Origin of the sequence: Inhella inkyongensis, from assembly GCF_005952805.1 — a bacterium.
Lineage (GTDB): Bacteria > Pseudomonadota > Gammaproteobacteria > Burkholderiales > Burkholderiaceae_C > Inhella > Inhella inkyongensis.
This window is the reverse complement of sequence record NZ_CP040709.1, coordinates 2,325,051-2,344,101: the sequence shown is the minus strand read 5'-3', so window position 1 is coordinate 2,344,101 and position 19,051 is coordinate 2,325,051. Positions and strand designations below refer to the sequence as shown.

The 19,051-nt window shown below is 65.4% G+C and carries 18 protein-coding genes; 12 read left to right on the top strand and 6 right to left on the bottom strand.

Annotated elements, in window-relative coordinates:
• The first annotated feature begins 50 nt into the window (after positions 1 to 50).
• The 5 genes from FF090_RS11125 to FF090_RS11105 all read left to right on the top strand — a co-directional run bounded on the left by FF090_RS11125 (position 51) and on the right by FF090_RS11105 (position 6,902).
• Positions 51 to 2,447 (top strand): putative bifunctional diguanylate cyclase/phosphodiesterase, encoded by a 2,397-nt coding sequence (locus tag FF090_RS11125; RefSeq protein WP_138856790.1) that lies wholly within the window; start codon positions 51 to 53, stop codon positions 2,445 to 2,447.
• Positions 2,448 to 2,535: 88 nt separating this feature from the next.
• Positions 2,536 to 4,200 (top strand): energy-dependent translational throttle protein EttA, encoded by a 1,665-nt coding sequence (gene ettA, locus FF090_RS11120; RefSeq protein ID WP_138856789.1) that lies wholly within the window; start codon positions 2,536 to 2,538, stop codon positions 4,198 to 4,200.
• Between the two features lie 182 nt (positions 4,201 to 4,382).
• The gene (locus FF090_RS11115; protein WP_138856788.1) at positions 4,383 to 4,895 is read left to right on the top strand and encodes a Spy/CpxP family protein refolding chaperone; all 513 of its coding nucleotides are present in this window, start codon (positions 4,383 to 4,385) and stop codon (positions 4,893 to 4,895) included.
• On the top strand, positions 4,879 to 5,616 hold the full coding sequence (locus tag FF090_RS11110) for a response regulator (protein WP_310732970.1): 738 nt from the start codon (positions 4,879 to 4,881) through the stop codon (positions 5,614 to 5,616). Before FF090_RS11115 ends, FF090_RS11110 begins: the two co-directional genes overlap by 17 nt.
• Positions 5,613 to 6,902 (top strand): ATP-binding protein, encoded by a 1,290-nt coding sequence (locus FF090_RS11105; protein WP_138856787.1) that lies wholly within the window; start codon positions 5,613 to 5,615, stop codon positions 6,900 to 6,902. The genes FF090_RS11110 and FF090_RS11105 overlap by 4 nt, the downstream gene beginning before the upstream one ends.
• Here FF090_RS11105 and FF090_RS11100 read toward each other — a convergent pair.
• Genes FF090_RS11100 through trpS form a run of 3 tightly spaced genes read right to left on the bottom strand, consistent with a single transcriptional unit; the run spans position 6,880 to position 9,677 of the window.
• On the bottom strand, positions 6,880 to 8,238 hold the full coding sequence (locus FF090_RS11100) for an MATE family efflux transporter (protein WP_246071388.1): 1,359 nt from the start codon (positions 8,236 to 8,238) through the stop codon (positions 6,880 to 6,882). The genes FF090_RS11105 and FF090_RS11100 overlap by 23 nt on opposite strands.
• Positions 8,235 to 8,681: a DUF3717 domain-containing protein gene (locus FF090_RS11095; RefSeq protein ID WP_138858358.1), complete on the bottom strand. Its 447-nt coding sequence runs from the start codon at positions 8,679 to 8,681 to the stop codon at positions 8,235 to 8,237. The genes FF090_RS11100 and FF090_RS11095 overlap by 4 nt, the downstream gene beginning before the upstream one ends.
• 21 nt (positions 8,682 to 8,702) lie before the next feature.
• Positions 8,703 to 9,677, bottom strand: a complete 975-nt coding sequence (gene trpS, locus FF090_RS11090; protein WP_138856786.1) for a tryptophan--tRNA ligase — start codon at positions 9,675 to 9,677, stop codon at positions 8,703 to 8,705.
• Between the two features lie 68 nt (positions 9,678 to 9,745).
• On the opposite strand from trpS, the gene purN reads away from it, so the two are divergent.
• The 4 genes from purN to FF090_RS11070 all read left to right on the top strand — a co-directional run bounded on the left by purN (position 9,746) and on the right by FF090_RS11070 (position 13,592).
• Positions 9,746 to 10,375 (top strand): phosphoribosylglycinamide formyltransferase, encoded by a 630-nt coding sequence (gene purN / locus FF090_RS11085; protein ID WP_138856785.1) that lies wholly within the window; start codon positions 9,746 to 9,748, stop codon positions 10,373 to 10,375.
• Between the two features lies 1 nt (position 10,376).
• A complete protein-coding gene (locus tag FF090_RS11080) occupies positions 10,377 to 11,627 on the top strand; it encodes an RsmB/NOP family class I SAM-dependent RNA methyltransferase (RefSeq protein ID WP_138856784.1) in 1,251 nt (416 codons plus the stop codon).
• 122 nt (positions 11,628 to 11,749) lie between these two features.
• Positions 11,750 to 12,982: a DesA family fatty acid desaturase gene (locus tag FF090_RS11075; protein WP_138856783.1), complete on the top strand. Its 1,233-nt coding sequence runs from the start codon at positions 11,750 to 11,752 to the stop codon at positions 12,980 to 12,982.
• Between the two features lie 124 nt (positions 12,983 to 13,106).
• The gene (locus FF090_RS11070) at positions 13,107 to 13,592 is read left to right on the top strand and encodes a DUF3016 domain-containing protein (RefSeq protein ID WP_138856782.1); all 486 of its coding nucleotides are present in this window, start codon (positions 13,107 to 13,109) and stop codon (positions 13,590 to 13,592) included.
• A gap of 67 nt (positions 13,593 to 13,659) precedes the next feature.
• Here FF090_RS11070 and rpmG read toward each other — a convergent pair whose 3' ends face one another.
• From rpmG to trxB, 3 genes are all read right to left on the bottom strand, one after another.
• A complete protein-coding gene (rpmG, locus tag FF090_RS11065) occupies positions 13,660 to 13,830 on the bottom strand; it encodes a 50S ribosomal protein L33 (RefSeq protein WP_138856781.1) in 171 nt (56 codons plus the stop codon).
• A gap of 18 nt (positions 13,831 to 13,848) precedes the next feature.
• A complete protein-coding gene (rpmB, locus tag FF090_RS11060; RefSeq protein WP_138856780.1) occupies positions 13,849 to 14,082 on the bottom strand; it encodes a 50S ribosomal protein L28 in 234 nt (77 codons plus the stop codon).
• 227 nt (positions 14,083 to 14,309) lie between these two features.
• The gene (gene trxB / locus FF090_RS11055) at positions 14,310 to 15,263 is read right to left on the bottom strand and encodes a thioredoxin-disulfide reductase (RefSeq protein WP_138856779.1); all 954 of its coding nucleotides are present in this window, start codon (positions 15,261 to 15,263) and stop codon (positions 14,310 to 14,312) included.
• Between the two features lie 133 nt (positions 15,264 to 15,396).
• Here trxB and FF090_RS11050 point away from each other — a divergent pair, with 133 nt between their 5' ends.
• Genes FF090_RS11050 through lolA form a run of 3 tightly spaced genes read left to right on the top strand, consistent with a single transcriptional unit; the run spans position 15,397 to position 19,042 of the window.
• A complete protein-coding gene (locus tag FF090_RS11050) occupies positions 15,397 to 16,083 on the top strand; it encodes a Crp/Fnr family transcriptional regulator (RefSeq protein ID WP_138856778.1) in 687 nt (228 codons plus the stop codon).
• A gap of 35 nt (positions 16,084 to 16,118) precedes the next feature.
• On the top strand, positions 16,119 to 18,425 hold the full coding sequence (locus tag FF090_RS11045; RefSeq protein ID WP_138856777.1) for a DNA translocase FtsK: 2,307 nt from the start codon (positions 16,119 to 16,121) through the stop codon (positions 18,423 to 18,425).
• Entirely contained in the window at positions 18,422 to 19,042 is a 621-nt protein-coding gene (lolA, locus tag FF090_RS11040) for an outer membrane lipoprotein periplasmic chaperone LolA (RefSeq protein ID WP_138856776.1), read from the top strand. The genes FF090_RS11045 and lolA overlap by 4 nt, the downstream gene beginning before the upstream one ends.
• The last annotated feature ends 9 nt before the right edge of the window (positions 19,043 to 19,051 follow it).

Sequence of the window (19,051 nt, the reverse complement as noted above, 5' to 3'; positions counted from 1 at the left end):
GGGTTTTTACTTGGGGCTGTGGCGTGAACGGCTGCCGCTAGAGTGCGGTCATGGCATTTTCGCGTCGTTCCCCAGTGCGTGTCCGTGCGCGCCAATGGCTGCAGGATCAGCGCCGGCTGCTCCTCGGGTGCGATGCGCAGTCGGATCAGATGCGCGCGCGCATCCTGCGCGTGCTCATCCGGCTCTCTCCATGGACCTTGGCCGCCAGTCTGGTGGTGGCCCTGGTGATGGCGCAGGTGCTGCGCCCGTATGTGGGGATGGAGTCCTTGCTGGTCTGGATGGTGATTCAGATGGCGGTGTGCGCGGCCGGTTGGTTGGCTGCTTGGCGGCAGCGGGGGCGGGTGTTGCGGGCCGCGCCGGCCGCCATGGTGCGTGGTGCGATTGCCCAGGCTTCGTTGTTGGGCCTGTGCTGGGCCCTGCCGGCTGTGCTGTGGTTCTCCGACCTGCCACACGAGCCGCAACTTTTTGTGGGTCTCATCACGGTTTGCATGATGGCGGGCGGGGTGGTGGGTTTGGCCCTGCTGGCACCAGCAGCCTTGAGTTTCTTGGTGGTGATGTTGCTCGGGGCGCAGTGGGCGCTGTGGAAGTCGAGCCTGGCCTTGGCGCTGCACTTGGCTGCATTGAATGCACTGTTCGCGGCCGTGCTGATGCTCGGCGTGCTGGCTGCGGCACAGCTTTTTTCGCGCCGTCTGATGAGCGAGCGCGAGGCCGCGCGTCAGGGTGAGGTGGTCAGCCTGCTGCTGCGGGACTTTGAGGAAAGCAGCTCCGATGTGCTGTGGGAAATCGACCGTCACGGCCGGTTTGTGCAGGTTTCGCGCCGATTGGCCACCCTGCTGGAGCGCCCCATCGAGCGACTGCCGCAGCTGAGTTTGGTGCAGATCCTGCAGTCGCTGCAGCAGGAGGGCAGCCGGGGTGTCGAGCGACTGCAGCACTGCTTGAACCGCGGTGAGCCCTTCCGCGACCAGGTGGTGCGGGTCCGACTGGCCAGCGGCATCCGCTGGTGGTCCATCACCGCCAAGCCCGTCAGCGATGAGCGGGGCCGTGCCGGTGGATGGCGGGGGGTGATTGCCGATGTGACGGCGGAGCGTCAGTCTCATCAGCATTTGGCCTATCTGGCGCACTTCGATTCGCTCACCGGCCTCTCCAACCGGGTCAGTGTGCGCAATCGACTCGCGCAGGCGGTGGAGCCCGGCAGCCGGCGCAGCGCATTGCTGTGCCTGGACCTGGACCACTTCAAGACCATCAACGACAGCCACGGACACAGCGTTGGCGACGCGGTGCTGCAGGAGGTGGCCAAGCGGCTGCGTGCCTATATGCGCAAGTCGGATTTGTGCGGTCGCTTAGGGGGTGATGAGTTCGCGATCGTGCTGGACGATCTGCGCTCGGATGACGAAGCCCTGGCGCTTGCGGAGCGTTTGGTGGCGGCCCTGCGCCTGCCGCACGAGATTCAGAATCTGTCGCTCTCCACCGGCGTGAGCATCGGCGTGGCCTTTTTGCCCGATCACGGCGACAGCGTGGACGAAGCGCTCGCCTCGGCCGACTTGGCGCTCTATGCGGCCAAGGCCGCGGGGCGCGGGCGGGTGGAATGCTTTACCAGCGAGTTGGGCACCTCGCAGCGTCGCCGCATGACGCTGGAGCGCGAGCTGCGCGAGGCCCTCGCCCGCAATGAACTGGTGGTGCATTACCAACCGCAGGTGGATCTGCAGACTTGGACCATCCGCAGTGCCGAGGCCTTGGTGCGCTGGAACCACCCGACCCTGGGGTCGGTGTCGCCGGGTGAGTTCATCCCGGTGGCGGAGGACACCGGCCTGATCAACAACATCGGCGCCTGGGTGCTGGCCAAGGCCTGCAGCGATGCCAAGCATGTGTTGCCGGGCCTGCGTATCGCTGTGAATGCGTCGGCCGCCCAGGTGCAGCGGGCCGCCTTCGTCAACGAGTTGCGCAGCATCCTGAGCCGCTACCAGCTCAGCCCCGAGTGGTTGGAGGTGGAGATCACCGAATCGCTGCTGATGGAGGACGTCAATAGCGCGGTCGAGAACCTGCACGCCATCAAGGAACTGGGCGTGCGCATTGCGCTCGACGACTTCGGCACCGGCTATTCCTCGCTGGCCTATCTGCGCCGCTTCCCCTTCGATAAATTGAAGATTGACCGCGCCTTCATCCGCGAGCTGATGACCACCAGTGATGCGCGCGCCATCGTGCGCACCATCCTGCAGTTGGCGGGTGTGCTTGGCATGGACACGGTGGCGGAGGGGGTGGAAGAGCCGGCCCAGTTGGATGTGCTGGCCCATGTGGGGTGTCACGCCATTCAGGGATTCCTTGTGGCTCGGCCCATGCCGGCCGAGGAATTGGCCGACCTGTGCCGGCGCTGGGAGAGCCTGCCGCGCCCGGAAAGCGCCGGCAACTTGCCCGAATCCGTGCTGTCTGAGCTGCGCCTGCGGCCCTGAGGAGCGCTCCGCGATAATCGCGCGCTTTGCCGGCCCGCAATCCGCGGTGTCCGAGCCGCCTTCCAACTACTCCAGATCGAGCCCAACCATGGCGCAATACGTCTTTACTATGAACCGGGTCACCAAGACGGTGCCCCCCAAGCGTCAGATCCTCAAGCAGGTCTCCCTGTCTTTCTTCCCCGGCGCCAAGATTGGCGTGTTGGGTCTGAATGGTGCGGGTAAGTCGACGGTGCTGAAGATCATGGCCGGCCTGGACAAGGAGTTCGAGGGCGAGGCCTATCCGATGCCGGGCATCAAGATCGGTTTCCTGCCCCAGGAGCCCCAGCTCGATGCCGAGCAGACCGTGCGCGAAGCGGTGGAGGAGGGCGTGGGGGGCGTGGTGGCCGCCAAGAAGCGCCTCGACGAGGTCTATGCCGCCTACGCCGACGAGAACGCCGACTTTGACGCCTTGGCCGCCGAGCAGGCCGAGCTGGAGGCCATCATTGCTGCGGCCGGTGGCGAGAACACCGATCTGCAGCTGGAGCTGGCCGCCGACGCCCTGCGCCTGCCGCCCTGGGACGCCAAGATCGGCGTGCTCTCCGGCGGTGAGAAGCGCCGCGTGGCCCTGTGCCGCCTGCTGCTCTCCAAGCCCGACATGCTGCTGCTGGACGAACCCACCAACCACTTGGACGCCGAGTCGGTCGAATGGCTGGAGCAATTCCTGCAGCGCTTCCCCGGCACCGTGGTGGCCGTGACCCACGACCGCTACTTCCTGGACAACGCCGCCGAGTGGATTTTGGAACTCGACCGTGGCTTGGGCATCCCCTACAAGGGCAACTACACCGACTGGCTGGACCAGAAGGAAGCCCGCCTGGAGCAGGAGCAGCGCCAGGACGAGGCCCGCACCAAGGCCATGAAGGAAGAACTGAAGTGGGTGCGCTCGAACGCCAAGGGCCGCCAGGCCAAGAGCAAGGCGCGTCTGGCCCGCTTCGAAGAGCTGAGCGATGTGGACTACCAGCGTCGCAACGAAACCAACGAGATCTTCATCCCTGTGGCCGAGCGCCTGGGCAATGAGGTCATCGAGTTCGAAAACGTCACCAAGAGCTTTGGCGACCGCGTGCTGATCGACAACCTCAGCTTCAAGGTGCCGCCGGGCGCCATCGTCGGCATCATTGGCCCGAACGGCGCCGGCAAGTCGACGCTGTTCCGCATGATCCAGGGCACCGAGACGCCGGATAGCGGCACGGTCAAGATCGGCAAGACCGCCAAGCTGGCCTTCGTGGACCAGAGTCGTGCCAGCCTGGCAGGCGAAAAGACGGTTTGGGAAGACGTCTCCGGCGGACTGGACAACATCATCGTCGGCAAGTTCGTGATGCCCAGCCGCGCCTATCTGGGCCGCTTCAACTTCAAGGGCAACGACCAGCAAAAACTGGTGGGCCAGCTCTCCGGTGGTGAACGCGGCCGCTTGCACCTGGCCAAGACCCTGGCCGAGGGCGGCAACGTGCTGATGCTGGACGAACCGTCGAACGACCTGGACGTCGAAACCCTGCGCGCGCTGGAAGAGGCGCTGCTCGAATTCGGCGGCTCGGCCATGGTGATCTCGCACGACCGCTGGTTCCTGGACCGCATCTGCACCCACATCCTGGCCTGCGAGGGCGAGAGCCAGTGGACCTTCTTCGACGGCAACTACAGCGAGTACGAAGCCGACAAGAAGAAGCGCCTGGGCGAAGAAGGCGCCCGTCCCAAGCGCGTCCGCTACAAGCCCATCGTTTGACCCCCCGAAGCGGCCCAAGAGGCCGCTTCCCCCCAGGGGGCGGCACCAGTGGTCCGGCAGAGCCGCTTCCACGGTGCCACCTGATCCCGCTGGCGCAGAGCAAAGCATCTTTACGTTCAGGGCAAGCCCGCGCAACGCGGGCTGGGCACAGTGACATCATCCCAACCCGCTGGAGTGATGCCATGCAAACCCACCTGAACCTGAAGTCCCTGATCCTGGCTGCTGGCCTGGTTCTTTCCGCCGCCGCGCCGGCCGTTTTCGCCATGCCGCATGCCGAGGGCGGGCGTGGCGGCATGCCGGGGGCCCAGTGGATGCACGCGCTGGATGACGTGGGCGCCACCGAGGCCCAGCGGCAGCAGATCCGCGACATCATGCGCAGTGCCCATGAGGAACTGCGGACCCAGCGTGAACAGGGCCAGGCCCTGCACAAGCAGATGCTGGCGGCCTTTGCGGCCCCCAATGTGGACGCCAACGCCGTGGAAGCCCTGCGTCGACAGGAGTTGGCGCTGCACGATGCGCGCAGCCAACGCATGAGCCGCGCCATGATCGAGGCCGCCCGGGTTCTGACCCCCGAGCAGCGGGCTCAATTGACTCAGAAGCTGGGCAAGCGCCTGGAGAGCATGCAGGAACGTATGAAAGAGCGCATGCACGACCGCAAGGAAGAACGCAAGGGTCCCCATGGCCGTCCTGCCTGAGATGGGGCGCACTCCCGGCCAGGTGCTGATCGTTGATGACGATGCGCGCCTGGCCGAGATGGTGCAGGGCTATTTGGGGGCAGCCGGCTTTCGGGTGCAGGTGGCCCCCAATCTGACCCAGGGCCGCAGCCTCTTGGCTGCGCGCAGTGCCTTGCCCGATCTGCTGATCCTGGACCTGATGCTGCCCGACGGCGATGGCCTGGACTTCTGCCGCCAGCTGCGCCAGGAGCCGCATCTGCGCGGCTTGCCGGTGCTGATGCTGTCGGCGCGTGGCGAACCCCTGGATCGGGTGCTGGGGCTGGAGCTGGGCGCCGATGACTACCTGCCTAAGCCCTTTGAGCCGCGCGAGCTGCTGGCCCGTGTCAAGGCTCTGCTGCGGCGCGGGCAGCCCACGCAGGCCGAGACCTTGCGCTTTGGGCGCCTTGAAATCGATCTGGGCGAGCGCTCTGCACGCTTGGGCGGCCAGCCCTGCGATCTGACCAGCCATCAGTTCGAGTTGCTGCTGGTGATGGCCCGCAATGCCGGGCGGGTGATGAGTCGTGACCAGATCATGGATGCCCTCAAGGGCCATCCGCTGGAGGCTTTCGACCGCAGCATCGATGTGCACATCTCGCGCATCCGCGCCGCCATCGAGGACGACCCCAAGGAGCCCAAGCGCGTGCTGACGGTGCGCGGCGCCGGCTATGTGTTCGCGCGCAAGCAGGATGGTGAGCTGGGGTGAAGTCGCTTTACCTGCGCATCTATCTCACGGTGGTGGCCGTGTTGCTGGCCTTTGCGCTGGTGGGCGGCTGGCTGGCGCAGCGGCAGATGGAAAGCGAGCGCGAGCAGTTCGAAACCAATCAGGAAGAGCGGCTGCAGGCCATGGCCGTGCTGCTGCAGCGAGCGTTGCCTGCGGCGGATGCACCGGCCCACGAGCAGGCCCTGGCCCTGCGGCAATGGAGCCAGCAATTGCGCCTGCCCCTGGCGCTGGAAGATGAGCGAGGTCAGCGCCTGGCCAGTACCGGGCGCTTTGAGCGCCTGCTCGATCAGCACGGGCCTGCCGCATTGCAGGTGCTTCCTCTGAGCGATGGCCGGCGGCTTCTGTTGCTGCGGCCCTGGCGAGCGCGCGGCGCACAGGTCCTGCCGTTTCCGCCGGGCTGGGGGGGCGCAAGGGGCGTGCATGCGCTCATCCTGCTGTTCGTGCTGCTTTTCGTGGCCGTGGCCTTAGGGGCCTATCCGGTGGTTCGGCGGCTGACCCGGCGTCTGGAGGCCTTGAAGCAGGGGGTGGAACGCTTCGGTGCTGGCGATCTGGCCCACCGGGTCGAGGTCGATGGCCGGGATGAAGTGGCGGCCTTGGCGCGCAGCTTCAACGACAGCGCGCAGCGGGTGGCATCGTTGCTGCAGGCCCATCAAAGCCTGGTGGCCAATGCCAGCCATGAACTGCGTTCGCCATTGGCGCGCTTGAAGATGGCCCTGGCCCTCAGGGATGCTCAGGGGCCCGATGCCAAGCTGGACGCCGAGCTGTCCCGCAATCTGGCCGAATTGGATGCGCTGATCGAAGAGTTATTGCTCTCTGCCCGTCTGGAGGCCACCGAGCCGCTGCGTGCGCCGGTGGACTTGCTGGGCCTGCTGGCCGAGGAGGCCGCGCAGACGGGCATCCCTCTGCATTCCGACTGTGGCAGCGCCATCGTGCAGGGTGATGAACGCCTGTTGCGCCGTGCGCTGCGCAATTTGCTGGAGAACGCGCGTCGCTATGGGGGCGCCGAGCAGGGCGTGTGCCTGCGTCAGGCGCCGGGGCAATGGCGGGTCGAGGTAGAGGACCGTGGCGCTGGCGTGCCAGATGCCCTGCGCGAACGGATTTTTGAGCCCTTCTTCCGCCTGCCCGGACACGCAGAAGTGGCCGGCGGGGTGGGTTTGGGCTTGGCCCTGGTGCAGCAGATCGCGCAGGTCCATCAGGGCCACGTGCGCTGCCTGCCGCGCGAGGGCGGGGGCTCGGTGTTTGTTCTCAGTCTGCCGCGGAACGAATGAGCTGCCGCTCCACCCACAGCTGAAGTCCACTCAGCAACAGAGCGGCCAGGGCCAAGCCAAAGGTCGCCGACCACCAAAAGCCCAGCGCCCCTGCTGCCGTGCCCTGCAGCCCGAAGGCCAGGGTGTAGCCGCCGCCGATGCCCACGCCCCACAAAGCCAGCACATAGATGACCATGGGCAAGGTGGCCACATGGTGGGCGCGCAGCACGCCAGCGCAGACGGTTTGCACGGCGTCGCCAATGTGAAAGAACCACACCCAGACCAGCAAGGGCAGGGCGGCCGCGGCGGCCGTGGTGTCGTGGGTGTATAGGCGGACGATGGGCTCGCGCAGCAATGCCACCAATCCCCCCGCCAATGCTGCGACCAGCAGCCCCCAGATCAGCGCATGCCGCCCCAGGCGCTGCGCCAGGGCGAGATCCCGCGCCCCCAGGGCCTGGGCCACCAGTGCCGTGGCGGCGCTGGACAGTGCGAGCGGCAGCATGAACATCATCGAGACCAGATTCACCGCGATCTGGTGCCCGGCCACCGCATTGGCGCCCAGACGGGCAATGAAGAAGGCCATGAAGGTGAAGCCCGTCACCTCCACCAGGATGGAGCCCCCCATGGGCAGGCCCAGGCGGACCAGGCCCATCAGTGCCGCGCGCTGCGGGCGGCTGTCCAGCCAGCGACCCAGAGCGAAGGGGCGGTAGTAGGGGTCGCGGCGCAGCAACTCGTGGGCGGCCAGCCACTGCAGACTCATGGCGATGGCCGTGGCCCAGCCACAGCCCGCCGCGCCCAGGCCCGGGATGGGCCCGCCGCCAAAGACCAACAAGGCCGTGAGCGGCACCTTCAATGCCAGCGCGCCCACCTGCAGTGCCATCACCGCCTTGGGGCGCGAGATGGCGGTGTTGAAGCCGCGAAAAGCGGTGAAGAGCAGGGCAGGTAGCAGGGCCAGGGCCATCGGACCCAGGTAGGCACGCACCTGCGCCGCCACAGCGCCTTCCAGCCCCGCCAAGCGGACGAAGGGCTCCGGCCAAGCCAGCAGGGCCATGCCGGGCAGGGCGAGCAGGAGGGCCAGCCACTGGGCTTGCTGCAGCTGAGCACCCGCGGCCGCGTGCTGCTGGGCACCGAACAGGCGTCCGGCGATGGGACCGATGGCCAGTACCACTCCCATCAGCCCGACAAAGACGGTGACATAGGCGGCCGAGCCCACCGCCAACGCCGCCAGGGCTTGGCTACCCAGGCGCCCGAGCATCAAGGTGTCGACGGTGGAAAAAGCCAGTACCGCCACCTGACCGATGAAGACCGGCCAGGCCATGGCGCGCAGTTGCTGTCCGCTTTGGAGAAAGGCCCTCACGCGGGACCGCCCTCTGGCGCAGCTTCCTGGGCGTTTGGCATGTCCCGGCTGCGCTCCGCGTAGCGGTTAAAGCGCCAGGCCGTGCCCTCGCGCTGAATGCGGCGCCAGACCGCTCGTTTGTGGAAGGGGTCCAGCTCGGGCCAGTGCCGCACCTCGGCAAAGCTGCGGCCGCAGCCCTTGCACTGCGCGTCGCCCTGGGCAGTGGAGCAAATGGCGATGCAGGGCGAGTCGGGTGTCTGCTCATACCAGGCCAGAAAGGCCTCGCGGGCCAGGCCCTGCAGGCGTTGCTCCTCCCACTGGGCGTCGTGGTAGTACACCATCAGCGCGTAGACCTCGGCCAAGGCCCGGACTTCTGCGCAGGCACTGATGCCATCGGCCGAGGGGCTGCGGGCGCGCCACCAGTTGATGGCGGCTTCCAGATCGGTGATGTGCAGCACGCCCATGGTCATGGCTTCCCGCATCGCTTAAGCCGTGAGTCCCATGCAGTCGCGAACCTCGCGCAGGGTCTTGCGCGCCAGCGCTCGGGCTCGCTCAGTGCCGACTTCGACCAGCCAGTGGACTTGCTTGGGGGCGGCCAAGTGCGACTCTGCGCGCTCACGCCAGATCGCCTGTTGGGGCAGCAGCCCTTCGAGCAGGGCTTCTTTGCAGTCCACGCAGCCCACTTTGGCGCTGCGGCAGGCTTGCGCCAGATCGGCCTGCTGTGCCGGGGGGGTGGTGACTTGGTGCAGCGGCCAGACCGGGCAGCGTTCGGGATCGCCGGGATCCTGTCGGTGAACGCGCTGTGGGTCGGTGGGCATGCGCAACACCTTGGTGCGTGTGCTGGCCGGGTCTTCGCGCATGGCAATGGTGTTGCCAGCGCTCTTGCTCATCTTCTGGCCATCCAGGCCGGGCAGGCGCGGCGCGTCGCTGAGGACGGCCTGGGGCAAGGGGAAGACGGTCCGCTCGGCCCTGTGGTTGAAGCGGCGGGCCAACTCGCGGCACAACTCAAGGTGGGCTGCCTGATCCTGACCGACCGGGACCCAATCGGCCTTGTAGGCCAGGATGTCGGCGGCCTGCAGCAGCGGATAGCCCAGGCGACCAAAGCTCGGATGCTGATCCGCAACTTCGCGAAAGCCCGGCACGCGCTCCAGCCAGCTCAGTGGCGTCCATAAAGAGAGCAGGGTGAACAGCTCGGCATGCTCGGGCATGCGACTCTGGATGAAGAGGGTGGCGCGCTGCGGGTCGATGCCGGCGGCCAGCCAGTCCACCACCATGTCGTAGACCGCGCCTTCTCCAAGCCGCTGGTCTTCCTGCGTCAGAGCATGCCAATCGGCCACGAAGAACAGGCAGTCATGCTCCTGCTGCAAGTTCAGCCAGGTCTTTAGCACGCCGTGATAGTGGCCGAGGTGCAAGGCGCCGGTGGGGCGCATGCCAGAGACGACGCGGGCAGGAGCGGTCATGGAACGGGGACGAAAAGGGGAGGCGATTCTAGGAGGCCCCTTCGACTGGCCACCTACACTGCCGCCCTATGAAAAAGAAGGTGGTGATTCTGATTTCCGGGCGTGGCTCCAACATGGAGGCCATCGTCCATACCGCGCGGCGCGAAGCTTGGGATGTCGAGGTCGCCGCGGTCATCAGCAACCGGCCGGAGGCGGCGGGCTTGGCCTTTGCCAAGGCGCAAGGCATTTCCACGGTCGCACTGGATCACAAGGCTTACCCGACACGGGAAGCGTTTGATGCGGCGCTGATGGACGCCATCGATGCCCACGCACCCGATGCGGTGGTGCTGGCGGGCTTCATGCGCATCCTCACCCCGGGCTTTACCGAGCATTACGCCGGCCGTCTGCTCAATATCCATCCCTCACTGCTGCCTGCCTTCCCCGGACTGCATACCCATCGCCGGGCGTTGGAAGCGGGTTGCCAGTTGGCCGGAGCGACTGTCCATTTGGTCACGGCCGAGCTTGATCACGGCCCCATCCTGGCGCAAGCCATGGTGCCGGTGCTGGCCGGCGACGATGAGGCCCGACTGGCGCAGCGCGTGCTCTCGCTGGAGCATCAGATGTACCCGCGTGCGCTGGCCTGGTTCCTGGCTGGCGAACTCCGCCAAGAGGGCGGCCGGATGCAGCACCGCGACGGTGCTGCCCAACTCTTTACCTGATATGCACCCCAAAGCACTGATCCCCTTGGCCGCCCAGTTGCTGGCCCGTGTGCTGCGCTTTGAGCAGCCCGCTGACGCGCTGGTCTCGGCCTTCTTCCGAGAGAACCGGGAGCTCGGCTCTCGTGAGCGCCACGCCTTGGCCGAAACCACCTACGCCGTGTTGCGCCGCCGCCTGCTCTACCAAAATCTGGCGCAGTCCGGCAAGGGGCCGATGGAGCGGCGTCTGGTGCTGCTGGCGTGGGCCGGTGAGCCGCGCGCGCTGGAGGCAGGAACCGAATCGGAGGAGCGCGACTGGCTGGCCAAGTGCGCCCGCATCGATCGCTCCAGCCTGCCCGCCAAGTTGCGCCATAACCTGCCGGACTGGGTGGCGCAGCCTCTGCAGGAGCAGTTGGGTGAGACTGAGTTTGAGGCACTCGCCGAAAGTCTGTTGCAGGGCGCGCCGCTGGACCTGCGTGTGAACACCCTGAACTTCAAGCGCGATGCCGTGCTGGAGGAGCTGAAGCCCCAAGGCGCCGGGGCCACCCCCTATTCGCCCTGGGGTCTGCGGCTGCAGGGGCGCCCTTCGTTGAATCAATGGCCGCAATTCAAGAGCGGTGCCATCGAAGTGCAGGACGAGGGCAGCCAGCTCTTGGCCTTGCTCCTGGATGCCAAGCGTGGCGAGATGGTGGCGGACTTTTGTGCTGGCGCCGGCGGCAAGACCCTGGCCCTGGGCGCGGCCATGCGCAACACCGGGCGGCTCTACGCTTTTGATGTCGCGGGTCATCGATTGGAGGCTTTACGGCCCCGCCTGGCGCGCAGCGGTTTGTCCAACGTCTATCCGATCCAGATCGCCCACGAGCGTGATGAGCGCATCAAGCGCTTGAGTGGCAAGCTCGACCGGGTGCTGGTGGACGCGCCATGCTCCGGCATGGGCACGTTGCGGCGCAATCCTGACCTGAAGTGGCGCCAGTCGCCCCAGGCTTTGGCGGATCTGGTGCAGCGGCAGCAAGCCATCCTGGCATCGGCGGCGCGCTTGCTCAAGCCGGGCGGCCGCCTAGTTTATGCAACCTGTAGCCTGTTGCAGGCAGAGAACGAAGGGGTGGCGCAAGCCTTTGATCAGGCGCATCCGGGTTTTCGACGCCTCGATGCGGCCGAACTCCTTTTGCCCCAAGTTCCCCGGGCCGCCGAGTTGGTCCAGGACGGTTGCCTGAGGCTTTGGCCGCATCGCCACCAGACCGACGGCTTCTTCGCGGCGGCCTGGGAGAAGGCGTGATTTGCACACGCTGGAGAAGGCGGGCTTGACGGGCCACAAAACGAAGCCTGGGTGAATTTGGAGCCTAGGCTCTAAAATCGCCGATTCTTTCGACTTGGCACCGCGCAAGCGGTGAAGCCTTCATGAATGCATGGACGACGGCCTTTGACGCCTTTGCAACCTGGGCGGGCAATGGCCTGAGCCACGCGAGCGGCTGGACGATGCTCCTGGTGCTGGCGGTGACCACGCACCTGACGATCCTGGGCGTGACCCTCTATCTGCACCGCTCGCAGGCCCATCGCGCGCTGGATCTTCACCCAGTGGTGTCGCACTTTTTCCGCTTCTGGCTGTGGCTCACGACCGGCATGGTCACACGCGAGTGGGTCGCCATCCACCGCAAGCACCACGCCAAGTGCGAGACCCATGACGACCCGCACAGCCCGCAGACGCGCGGCCTGAAGACGGTGCTGTTGGCCGGTTCGGAGCTCTATCGCGCGGAAGCCAAGAATGCCGAGACGATTGCCAAGTACTCGCTCGGCACTCCGACCGACTGGATTGAGCGCAATCTCTACATTCCGCACAGCGCGCTCGGCGTGTCCTTGCTGCTGGTGATTGAGTTGGCCCTGTTTGGCGGCTGGGGTGCGGCCATTTGGGCCACGCAGATGCTGTGGATTCCGATCAATGCGGCCGGCATCATCAATGGCATTGGCCACTTCTGGGGCTATCGCAACTTCGAGGCGCCGGATGCCTCGACCAACATCTCGCCGATTGGCTGGATCATTGGTGGCGAAGAGCTGCACAACAATCACCACACCTTCCCCACCTCCGCTAAGTTCTCGGTAAAGCGCTTCGAGTTTGATCTGGGCTGGGGTTACATCCGTGTGCTGCAGGCATTGGGCCTTGCCAAGCCGCGCAAGACGCCGCCGCGTGTGGTGGAAGGCGCTGTCCAGCCGGCCGACCGCGACACGCTGGAGGCGCTGATTGCCAATCGCTACGAAGTGATGGCCCGATTTGCCCGCGAGACCCGCGCAGCCTGCCGCGCCGAGCTGGTTCGCATCAAGGCTGAAGGTGCCAAGCACAGCGCCCGCTGGCAGCAATTCAAGCTGGCCAAGCGCTGGCTGCCGCGTGACGCCGACCGCATCCCGGCCCAGATGGGCGCGGAATTGGCGGCTGCGCGCCAGGCCAGCCCGGTGCTCGACCAGTGGGTGACGATGCGTGAAGAGTTGCGCCAGATGTGGACGCGTACCAATGTCTCGGCCGAGCAATTGGTCAAGGACCTCCAAGCTTGGTGTCAGCGCGCAGAGGCCTCTGGCATTGCTGAGCTGAGCGCGCTGTCGGTGCGCCTGCGCGCCACCCGTTTGCCTGCCATGGCCTGAGATCGGGTTCGCCCGGTCAACCCGGGCGAGTTCGCATCGTTTGGGTGGTGCCGCACGGCCCGCCTTCCTATACTCGAAGCGCCTGTCCGCCGTGCGGTCAGGCGCTTTTTTCTGGGAGTAGCTGATGCGACCATTTGTTCGTGCACCGTTGTTGGTGGGGCTGCTGGCCCTGTTGGGTGGGCCTGCCTTTTCTGCGGTTGAGCTTCAGTTTGGTGATCTGGCGAAGTTCTCTGACTTCGGGGAAACCGTGCGGGAGCGTGAGCGAAACGAGGCGGTCCTGCGTGCGCACATCCAAGCGCTGGCGCAAAGGTTGCCCAGTGGGCAGAGCCTGAGTATCGAAATCAAGGACGTCAACCTCGCTGGTGAAATGGAGCCAGTCGGTGGGCGATACATGGAGCGCCTGCGGGTGTTGCGCCAGGTCAGCATGCCGCGAATTGACTTGGAGTTCCGTCTGAGCCAGGGCGGCCAGGTGATTCGCCAGGGTGCCAGCACGCTCAGAAACATGAGCTATCTGGATGGGCGATTGCCCAGTCAGCTGAAGGGTGAGGCCCTTCAGCACGAGCGATTCCTGCTGGATGAGTGGTTCGAGAAGGACGTGCTCAAACCATAACTGGTGCGTGAATAAAAAAAGCCCGCTTCGAAGAGCGGGCTTTTTGTTGGGGCCTCTACAGCCGTGCTTACTTGAGCTTGATCTCTTTGTAGAGAACGTGCTTGCGAGCCTTGGGGTCGAACTTCATGAATTCCAGCTTTTGGGGCGTGGTCTTCTTGTTCTTGGCCGTGGTGTAGAAGTGGCCGGTGCCCGCAGTGGACTCCAGCTTGATCTTTTCGCGTCCGCCTTTTGCAGCCATGGTGTCGCTCCTTAAGTATTAGGCTTGACCGTGGGCACGCAGATCGGCCAACACGGCGTCAATGCCCTTTTTGTCGATCAGGCGCAGGCCAGCGTTGCTGATGCGCAGACGCACCCAGCGGTTCTCGCTTTCGACCCAGAAACGACGGTATTGCAGGTTCGGCAGGAACCGGCGCTTGGTTTTGTTGTTGGCGTGGGAAACGTTGTTCCCAACCATGGGCTTCTTGCCCGTGACTTCGCAGACGCGTGCCATGAGGACACTCCGATACTTTGAAACGGCCCTGTGGGCTGCCCATTGAGCAGCCCGTCAAGGGCCTCACCTCGCCATGCGCACAGCGTGCTTGGGTGGCGGTAACCCTTCTTGCGATCAGGCTCTGGCCCTAGGCACTTGCGTGCAAGAAACCAGCGGCCTACGTCCGCAAAAGCCCGCGAGTATAGCCCGAAAAGCCAGAGCAGCGTATTGGCTGCAGGGTGCAGCGCTTAAAGGCCGCTCTGCTCCAGGAATCGTTGGGCGTCCAGCGCGGCCATGCAGCCCGTTCCCGCACTGGTGATGGCTTGACGATAGACATGGTCTTGCACATCGCCGGCGGCAAACACGCCGGGCACGCTGGTCATGGTGGCAAAGCCTTCATTGCCCGACTTCGTCAGCAGGTAACCATCCTTCATCTCCAATTGACCGCTAAAGATACCGGTGTTGGGTTGGTGGCCGATGGCGATGAAACAGCCGTGCAGCGCAATGTCTTTAGTGGCACCGCCCTCGGTTTGCTTGATGCGTACACCGGTGACTCCGCTGGCGTCGCCCAACACCTCGTCCAAGGTGTGATGCAGGTGCAGCACGATCTTGCCGGCGGCAACTTTCTCCATCAGCTTGTCGATCATGATGGGCTCGGCGCGGAACTTGTCGCGGCGATGGATCAGATGAACCGTCGTGGCGATGTTGGAGAGGTAAAGGGCCTCTTCCACGGCGGTATTGCCGCCGCCCACCACGCAGACGTCGCGGTCGCGGTAAAAGAAGCCATCGCAGGTGGCGCAAGCGCTGACGCCGCGACCGGAGAACGCCTCCTCGCTGGGCAGGCCCAGGTACTTTGCCGAGGCGCCGGTGGCGATGATCAAGGTGTCGCAGGTGTAGCTGCCGCTGTCGCCCGTCAGGGTGAAGGGGCGGGCGCTCAGGTCGACGGCGTTGATGTGGTCAAACACGATCTCGGTGTTGAAGCGCTCAGCGTGCTGCTGGAAGCGCTGCATCAGCTCGGGGCCCTGGACGCCCATGACGTCGGCCGGCCAGTTGTCGACCTCGGTGGTCGTCATCAGCTGACCACCCTGGGCCATGCCGGTGATCAGCACGGGCTTCAAATTGGCGCGGGCGGCATAGATGGCTGCCGTGTAGCCGGCCGGGCCGGAGCCCAGGATGATCAGGCGGTGATGGGGCTTGCTCATGGTGTGTGTGCGGGGTGGCCCGGCTGGGCAGGGTTGCACCGGGGCGGCTGAGGGCCGGCGGTGATGAAGAATGCAGGCATTCTAGAAGTCGGCTCACATACGCCCATAGACGGGCTGTATCAAGGAGATTGCCATGGCCATGCTGTCCAACCTGGATCTGATCCGCCGAGTCCGCCTGTTTTCCATGCTCACGCCCGAGCAGGCGCAGTCGGTTGCCGACAGCGTGAGCAAGCGCCGCTTCAAGCGTGGCGAGGTGGTGGTGGAGCAGGGCACGCACAGCAATGCGCTCTTTTTGTTGCTCAACGGCCGCGCCCGGGTGCTGACTGCCGATCAACGCGGGCGTGAGGTCATCATGGCCGTGCTGGAGGCGGGTGACTACTTTGGCGAAATGAGCCTGATCGACGGCGAGCCCCCTTCGGCCACGGTTCGTTGCGAGCAACCGACCGACATGCTGGTGCTGGGGCGGCAGGAGTTCTCGCGGTGCCTGCCCGAGCCGAACAGCATGGCTTACGGCATCCTGCGCGGGCTGGTGGCGCGTCTGCGCAATGCTGACCGGCAGATTGAATCGCTCGCACTGCTGGACGTGTACGGGCGGGTGGCCCGAACGCTGCTGGACATGGCCGAGGACGACAACGGTCTGAAGATTGTGCGCGGCCGTGTGTCTCGGCAGGACATGGCCAAGGTCGTGGGGGCTTCTCGCGAGATGGTCAGTCGGGTGATGAAGGACCTGGAAGAACGCGGCCAGATCGAGACCCTGGAGGATGGCTCCGTGGTGCTCAAGCACATCGACTCGCCTGGGGCCAGCGACATCGACGAGTGACTGGGCGCTTTGGGCGGATCGCAGAGAATCCGCCCATGAGTTGGATTTCTTCCGAGGCGCGCGCCGCGCCGCAAGCGGCACGCCGCTGGGTTCGCACGCCGATTTGGCTGGTGCTCGGTGCCCTGGTGTGGATCTTGCTGGTCTTGGCGCTCTTGAGTCATGACGCCCAAGACAGCGCCTATTCCATTGCGACCGAACGCAGCCTCCCCCTGAACCGCCTGGGTGTGGTTGGGGCCTGGTTGTCGGACCTGCTGCTTTTCGGTCTGGGTTTTTCGGCCTGGTGGCTGGTCTTGGTGCTGGCGCGACATTGGCTCAGTCTGCTTGCCGCCCTGTGGCGCGACGAAGCACAGGGTGAAGCGGGCGCGGGCTGGCGCTGGGTTCTGGGCCTGCCGGTGCTGCTGGTGGCCTCCTGTGTGCTGGAGTGGACCCGGCTGTATGCCCTGGAGTCCCGCCTGCCGGGTCATGCGGGAGGTGTACTGGGCTATAGCCTTGGCCCCTGGGCCATGCAGTGGCTTGGCTTTGCGGGCTCCGGGCTGCTGGCCATTGCGCTGCTGCTGTGGGGCCTGAGCTGGGCTTTGAATTTCTCCTGGCTGCAGGTGGCTGAGCGCCTGGGTGCACGCCTAGAAGCCCTGCGTGAACGGCGCCGCAATGTGCGCGAACAGCAGGAGGACCGTCGCCTGGGTGAACAGGCCAAGGTGGAGCGCGAAGTCGAGGTGGCCCGGGTGGAGCAGCGCGAGGCTGAAGCCCCGCCGCGCATGGAGCCCCTCTTCATCGAGCCCGAGGTTGTGGAGTTGCCGCCTTCAACGCGGGTGGCGGCCGAGCGCCAGCAGCCCTTGTTCCAAGAGCTGGCGGACACCAAGTTGCCTCAGGTCGATCTGTTGGACGCCGCGCCGCCGCGCGTGGAGACGGTGACGCCCGAATCGCTGGAAATGACCAGCCGCATGATCGAGAAGAAGCTGCGCGACTTCGGCGTCGAAGTGCATGTGGTCGCGGCCTTCCCCGGCCCGGTGATCACGCGCTACGAGATCGAGCCGGCCACCGGGGTCAAGGGCTCGCAGGTGGTGAACCTCGCCAAGGATCTGGCGCGATCTTTGAGCCTGACCTCGATCCGCGTGGTTGAGACCATTCCGGGCAAGAACTACATGGCGCTCGAATTGCCGAACGCGCGTCGCCAGACCATTCGCCTGTGTGAAATCCTCGGCTCGCAGGTCTATCACGACGCGGCTTCGCTTCTCACCATGGCCTTGGGCAAGGACATCGTCGGCGCGCCGGTGGTGGCCGATCTGGCCAAGATGCCGCACTGCTTGGTGGCCGGCACGACGGGTTCTGGCAAGTCGGTGGGCATCAACGCCATGATCCTGAGCCTGCTCTACAAGGCCGAGGCGCGCGATGTGCGCCTGATCATGATCGACCCCAAGATGCTGGAAATGAGCGTCTACGAGGGCATCCCGCACCTGCTGTGTCCGGTGGTCACCGACATGAAGCAGGCCGGCAACGCGCTGAACTGGTGCGTGGGCGAGATGGAGCGCCGCTACAAGCTGATGAGCAAGCTGGGCGTGCGCAATCTGGCGGGCTACAACAAGAAGATTGCCGAGGCCAGCGCCAAGGAACAGAGCATTCCCAACCCCTTCAGCCTGACGCCCGAAGCGCCTGAGCCGCTCGAGCGCCTGCCGCACATCGTGGTGGTCATCGATGAGTTGGCCGACCTGATGATGGTGGTGGGCAAGAAGATCGAAGAGCTGATCGCCCGCCTGGCGCAGAAGGCGCGGGCTGCCGGCATCCACCTGATCCTGGCCACCCAGCGTCCATCTGTGGACGTGATCACGGGCCTCATCAAGGCCAACATCCCGACTCGCCTGTCCTTCCAGGTCAGCAGCAAGATCGACAGTCGCACCATCTTGGACCAGATGGGTGCCGAGGCCCTGCTGGGCATGGGCGACATGCTCTACATGGCCAGCGGCACGGGCCTGCCGGTGCGCGTGCACGGCGCCTTTGTCAGCGACGACGAGGTGCATCGCGTGGTTCAGTACCTCAAGGAACAGGGCGGCGAGCCCAACTACATCGAGGGCATTCTGGAGGGCGGGGTGTTGGAGGGCGAAGGCGGCGATGCGCCAGCCGGCGGCGGCAGCGCCGATGGCGAGTCAGACCCCATGTACGACCAAGCGGTGGCGGTGGTGCTGGAGCACAAGCGGGCCTCTATTTCGTTGGTCCAGCGCCATCTGCGCATTGGCTACAACCGCGCCGCCCGCTTGCTGGAGCAGATGGAAAAGTCCGGTCTGGTCTCGAGCATGGCCACCAATGGCAATCGCGACATCATCGTGCCGCGTCGAAACGAAGAATGAAGTCCATATCCTGTTTTCTGGCCGCTGCCTTGTCGGTCTTCCTGGCCGGCTCCCTGCAGGCCGCTGGCCTCGATCAGCTGCTGCGCTTTCAGCGCGAGATCCAAAGTGCGCGCGTGCAATTCACGCAGACCGTGAGCTCGCCCGACGGCAAGAAGCAGCGTCAGACGCGCGGCCAGTTTGAGTTTCAACGCCCCAATCGCTTCCGCTTTGATTACGCCGCACCGCAAAGCCAGATCCTGATCGGTGATGGCAAGAAGGTCTGGATGATCGACCCCGATCTGAACCAGGCCAGCAGCCGCGCACTCGATCAGGTGTTCAGCAGCACCCCGGTGGCCTTGCTGGCCGGCGCCTCGCTGGGCGAGGCCTTTGAGCTCAAGGACGATGGTCAGAGCGGCGATCTGGCCTGGGTGGCCGCGCGCCCCAAGCAGACGGATGCCGGCATCCAGAGCCTGCGCATTGCGCTGCGGGGGCGCGAGTTGGCGCAACTGGAAATCGTCGATGGTCTGGGACAGCGCTCGCGCATGGTGTTCCAGGGCTTTGAGGCCAACGCCAAGATCGAGCCCGAGCGGCTGCGCTTTGCGCCGCAGCCCGGCATGGACGTGATCGAAGGCCAGTGAACGCACCCG

Bases quoted from the DNA above. Each gene is read 5' to 3' on its own strand.
- lolA (WP_138856776.1), top strand. From the start codon at position 18,422: ATGAAGTCCATATCCTGTTTTCTGGCCGCTGCCTTGTCGGTCTTCCTG.
- trpS (WP_138856786.1), bottom strand. From the start codon at position 9,677: ATGACCGCTCCTGCCCGCGTCGTCTCTGGCATGCGCCCCACCGGCGCC.
- FF090_RS11070 (WP_138856782.1), top strand. From the start codon at position 13,107: ATGCGACCATTTGTTCGTGCACCGTTGTTGGTGGGGCTGCTGGCCCTG.
- FF090_RS11125 (WP_138856790.1), top strand. From the start codon at position 51: ATGGCATTTTCGCGTCGTTCCCCAGTGCGTGTCCGTGCGCGCCAATGG.
- rpmG (WP_138856781.1), bottom strand. From the start codon at position 13,830: ATGGCTGCAAAAGGCGGACGCGAAAAGATCAAGCTGGAGTCCACTGCG.
- FF090_RS11110 (WP_310732970.1), top strand. From the start codon at position 4,879: ATGGCCGTCCTGCCTGAGATGGGGCGCACTCCCGGCCAGGTGCTGATC.
- ettA (WP_138856789.1), top strand. From the start codon at position 2,536: ATGGCGCAATACGTCTTTACTATGAACCGGGTCACCAAGACGGTGCCC.
- FF090_RS11045 (WP_138856777.1), top strand. From the start codon at position 16,119: ATGAGTTGGATTTCTTCCGAGGCGCGCGCCGCGCCGCAAGCGGCACGC.
- FF090_RS11075 (WP_138856783.1), top strand. From the start codon at position 11,750: ATGAATGCATGGACGACGGCCTTTGACGCCTTTGCAACCTGGGCGGGC.
- trxB (WP_138856779.1), bottom strand. From the start codon at position 15,263: ATGAGCAAGCCCCATCACCGCCTGATCATCCTGGGCTCCGGCCCGGCC.
- FF090_RS11115 (WP_138856788.1), top strand. From the start codon at position 4,383: ATGCAAACCCACCTGAACCTGAAGTCCCTGATCCTGGCTGCTGGCCTG.
- purN (WP_138856785.1), top strand. From the start codon at position 9,746: ATGAAAAAGAAGGTGGTGATTCTGATTTCCGGGCGTGGCTCCAACATG.
- FF090_RS11080 (WP_138856784.1), top strand. From the start codon at position 10,377: ATGCACCCCAAAGCACTGATCCCCTTGGCCGCCCAGTTGCTGGCCCGT.
- rpmB (WP_138856780.1), bottom strand. From the start codon at position 14,082: ATGGCACGCGTCTGCGAAGTCACGGGCAAGAAGCCCATGGTTGGGAAC.
- FF090_RS11095 (WP_138858358.1), bottom strand. From the start codon at position 8,681: ATGGGCGTGCTGCACATCACCGATCTGGAAGCCGCCATCAACTGGTGG.
- FF090_RS11050 (WP_138856778.1), top strand. From the start codon at position 15,397: ATGGCCATGCTGTCCAACCTGGATCTGATCCGCCGAGTCCGCCTGTTT.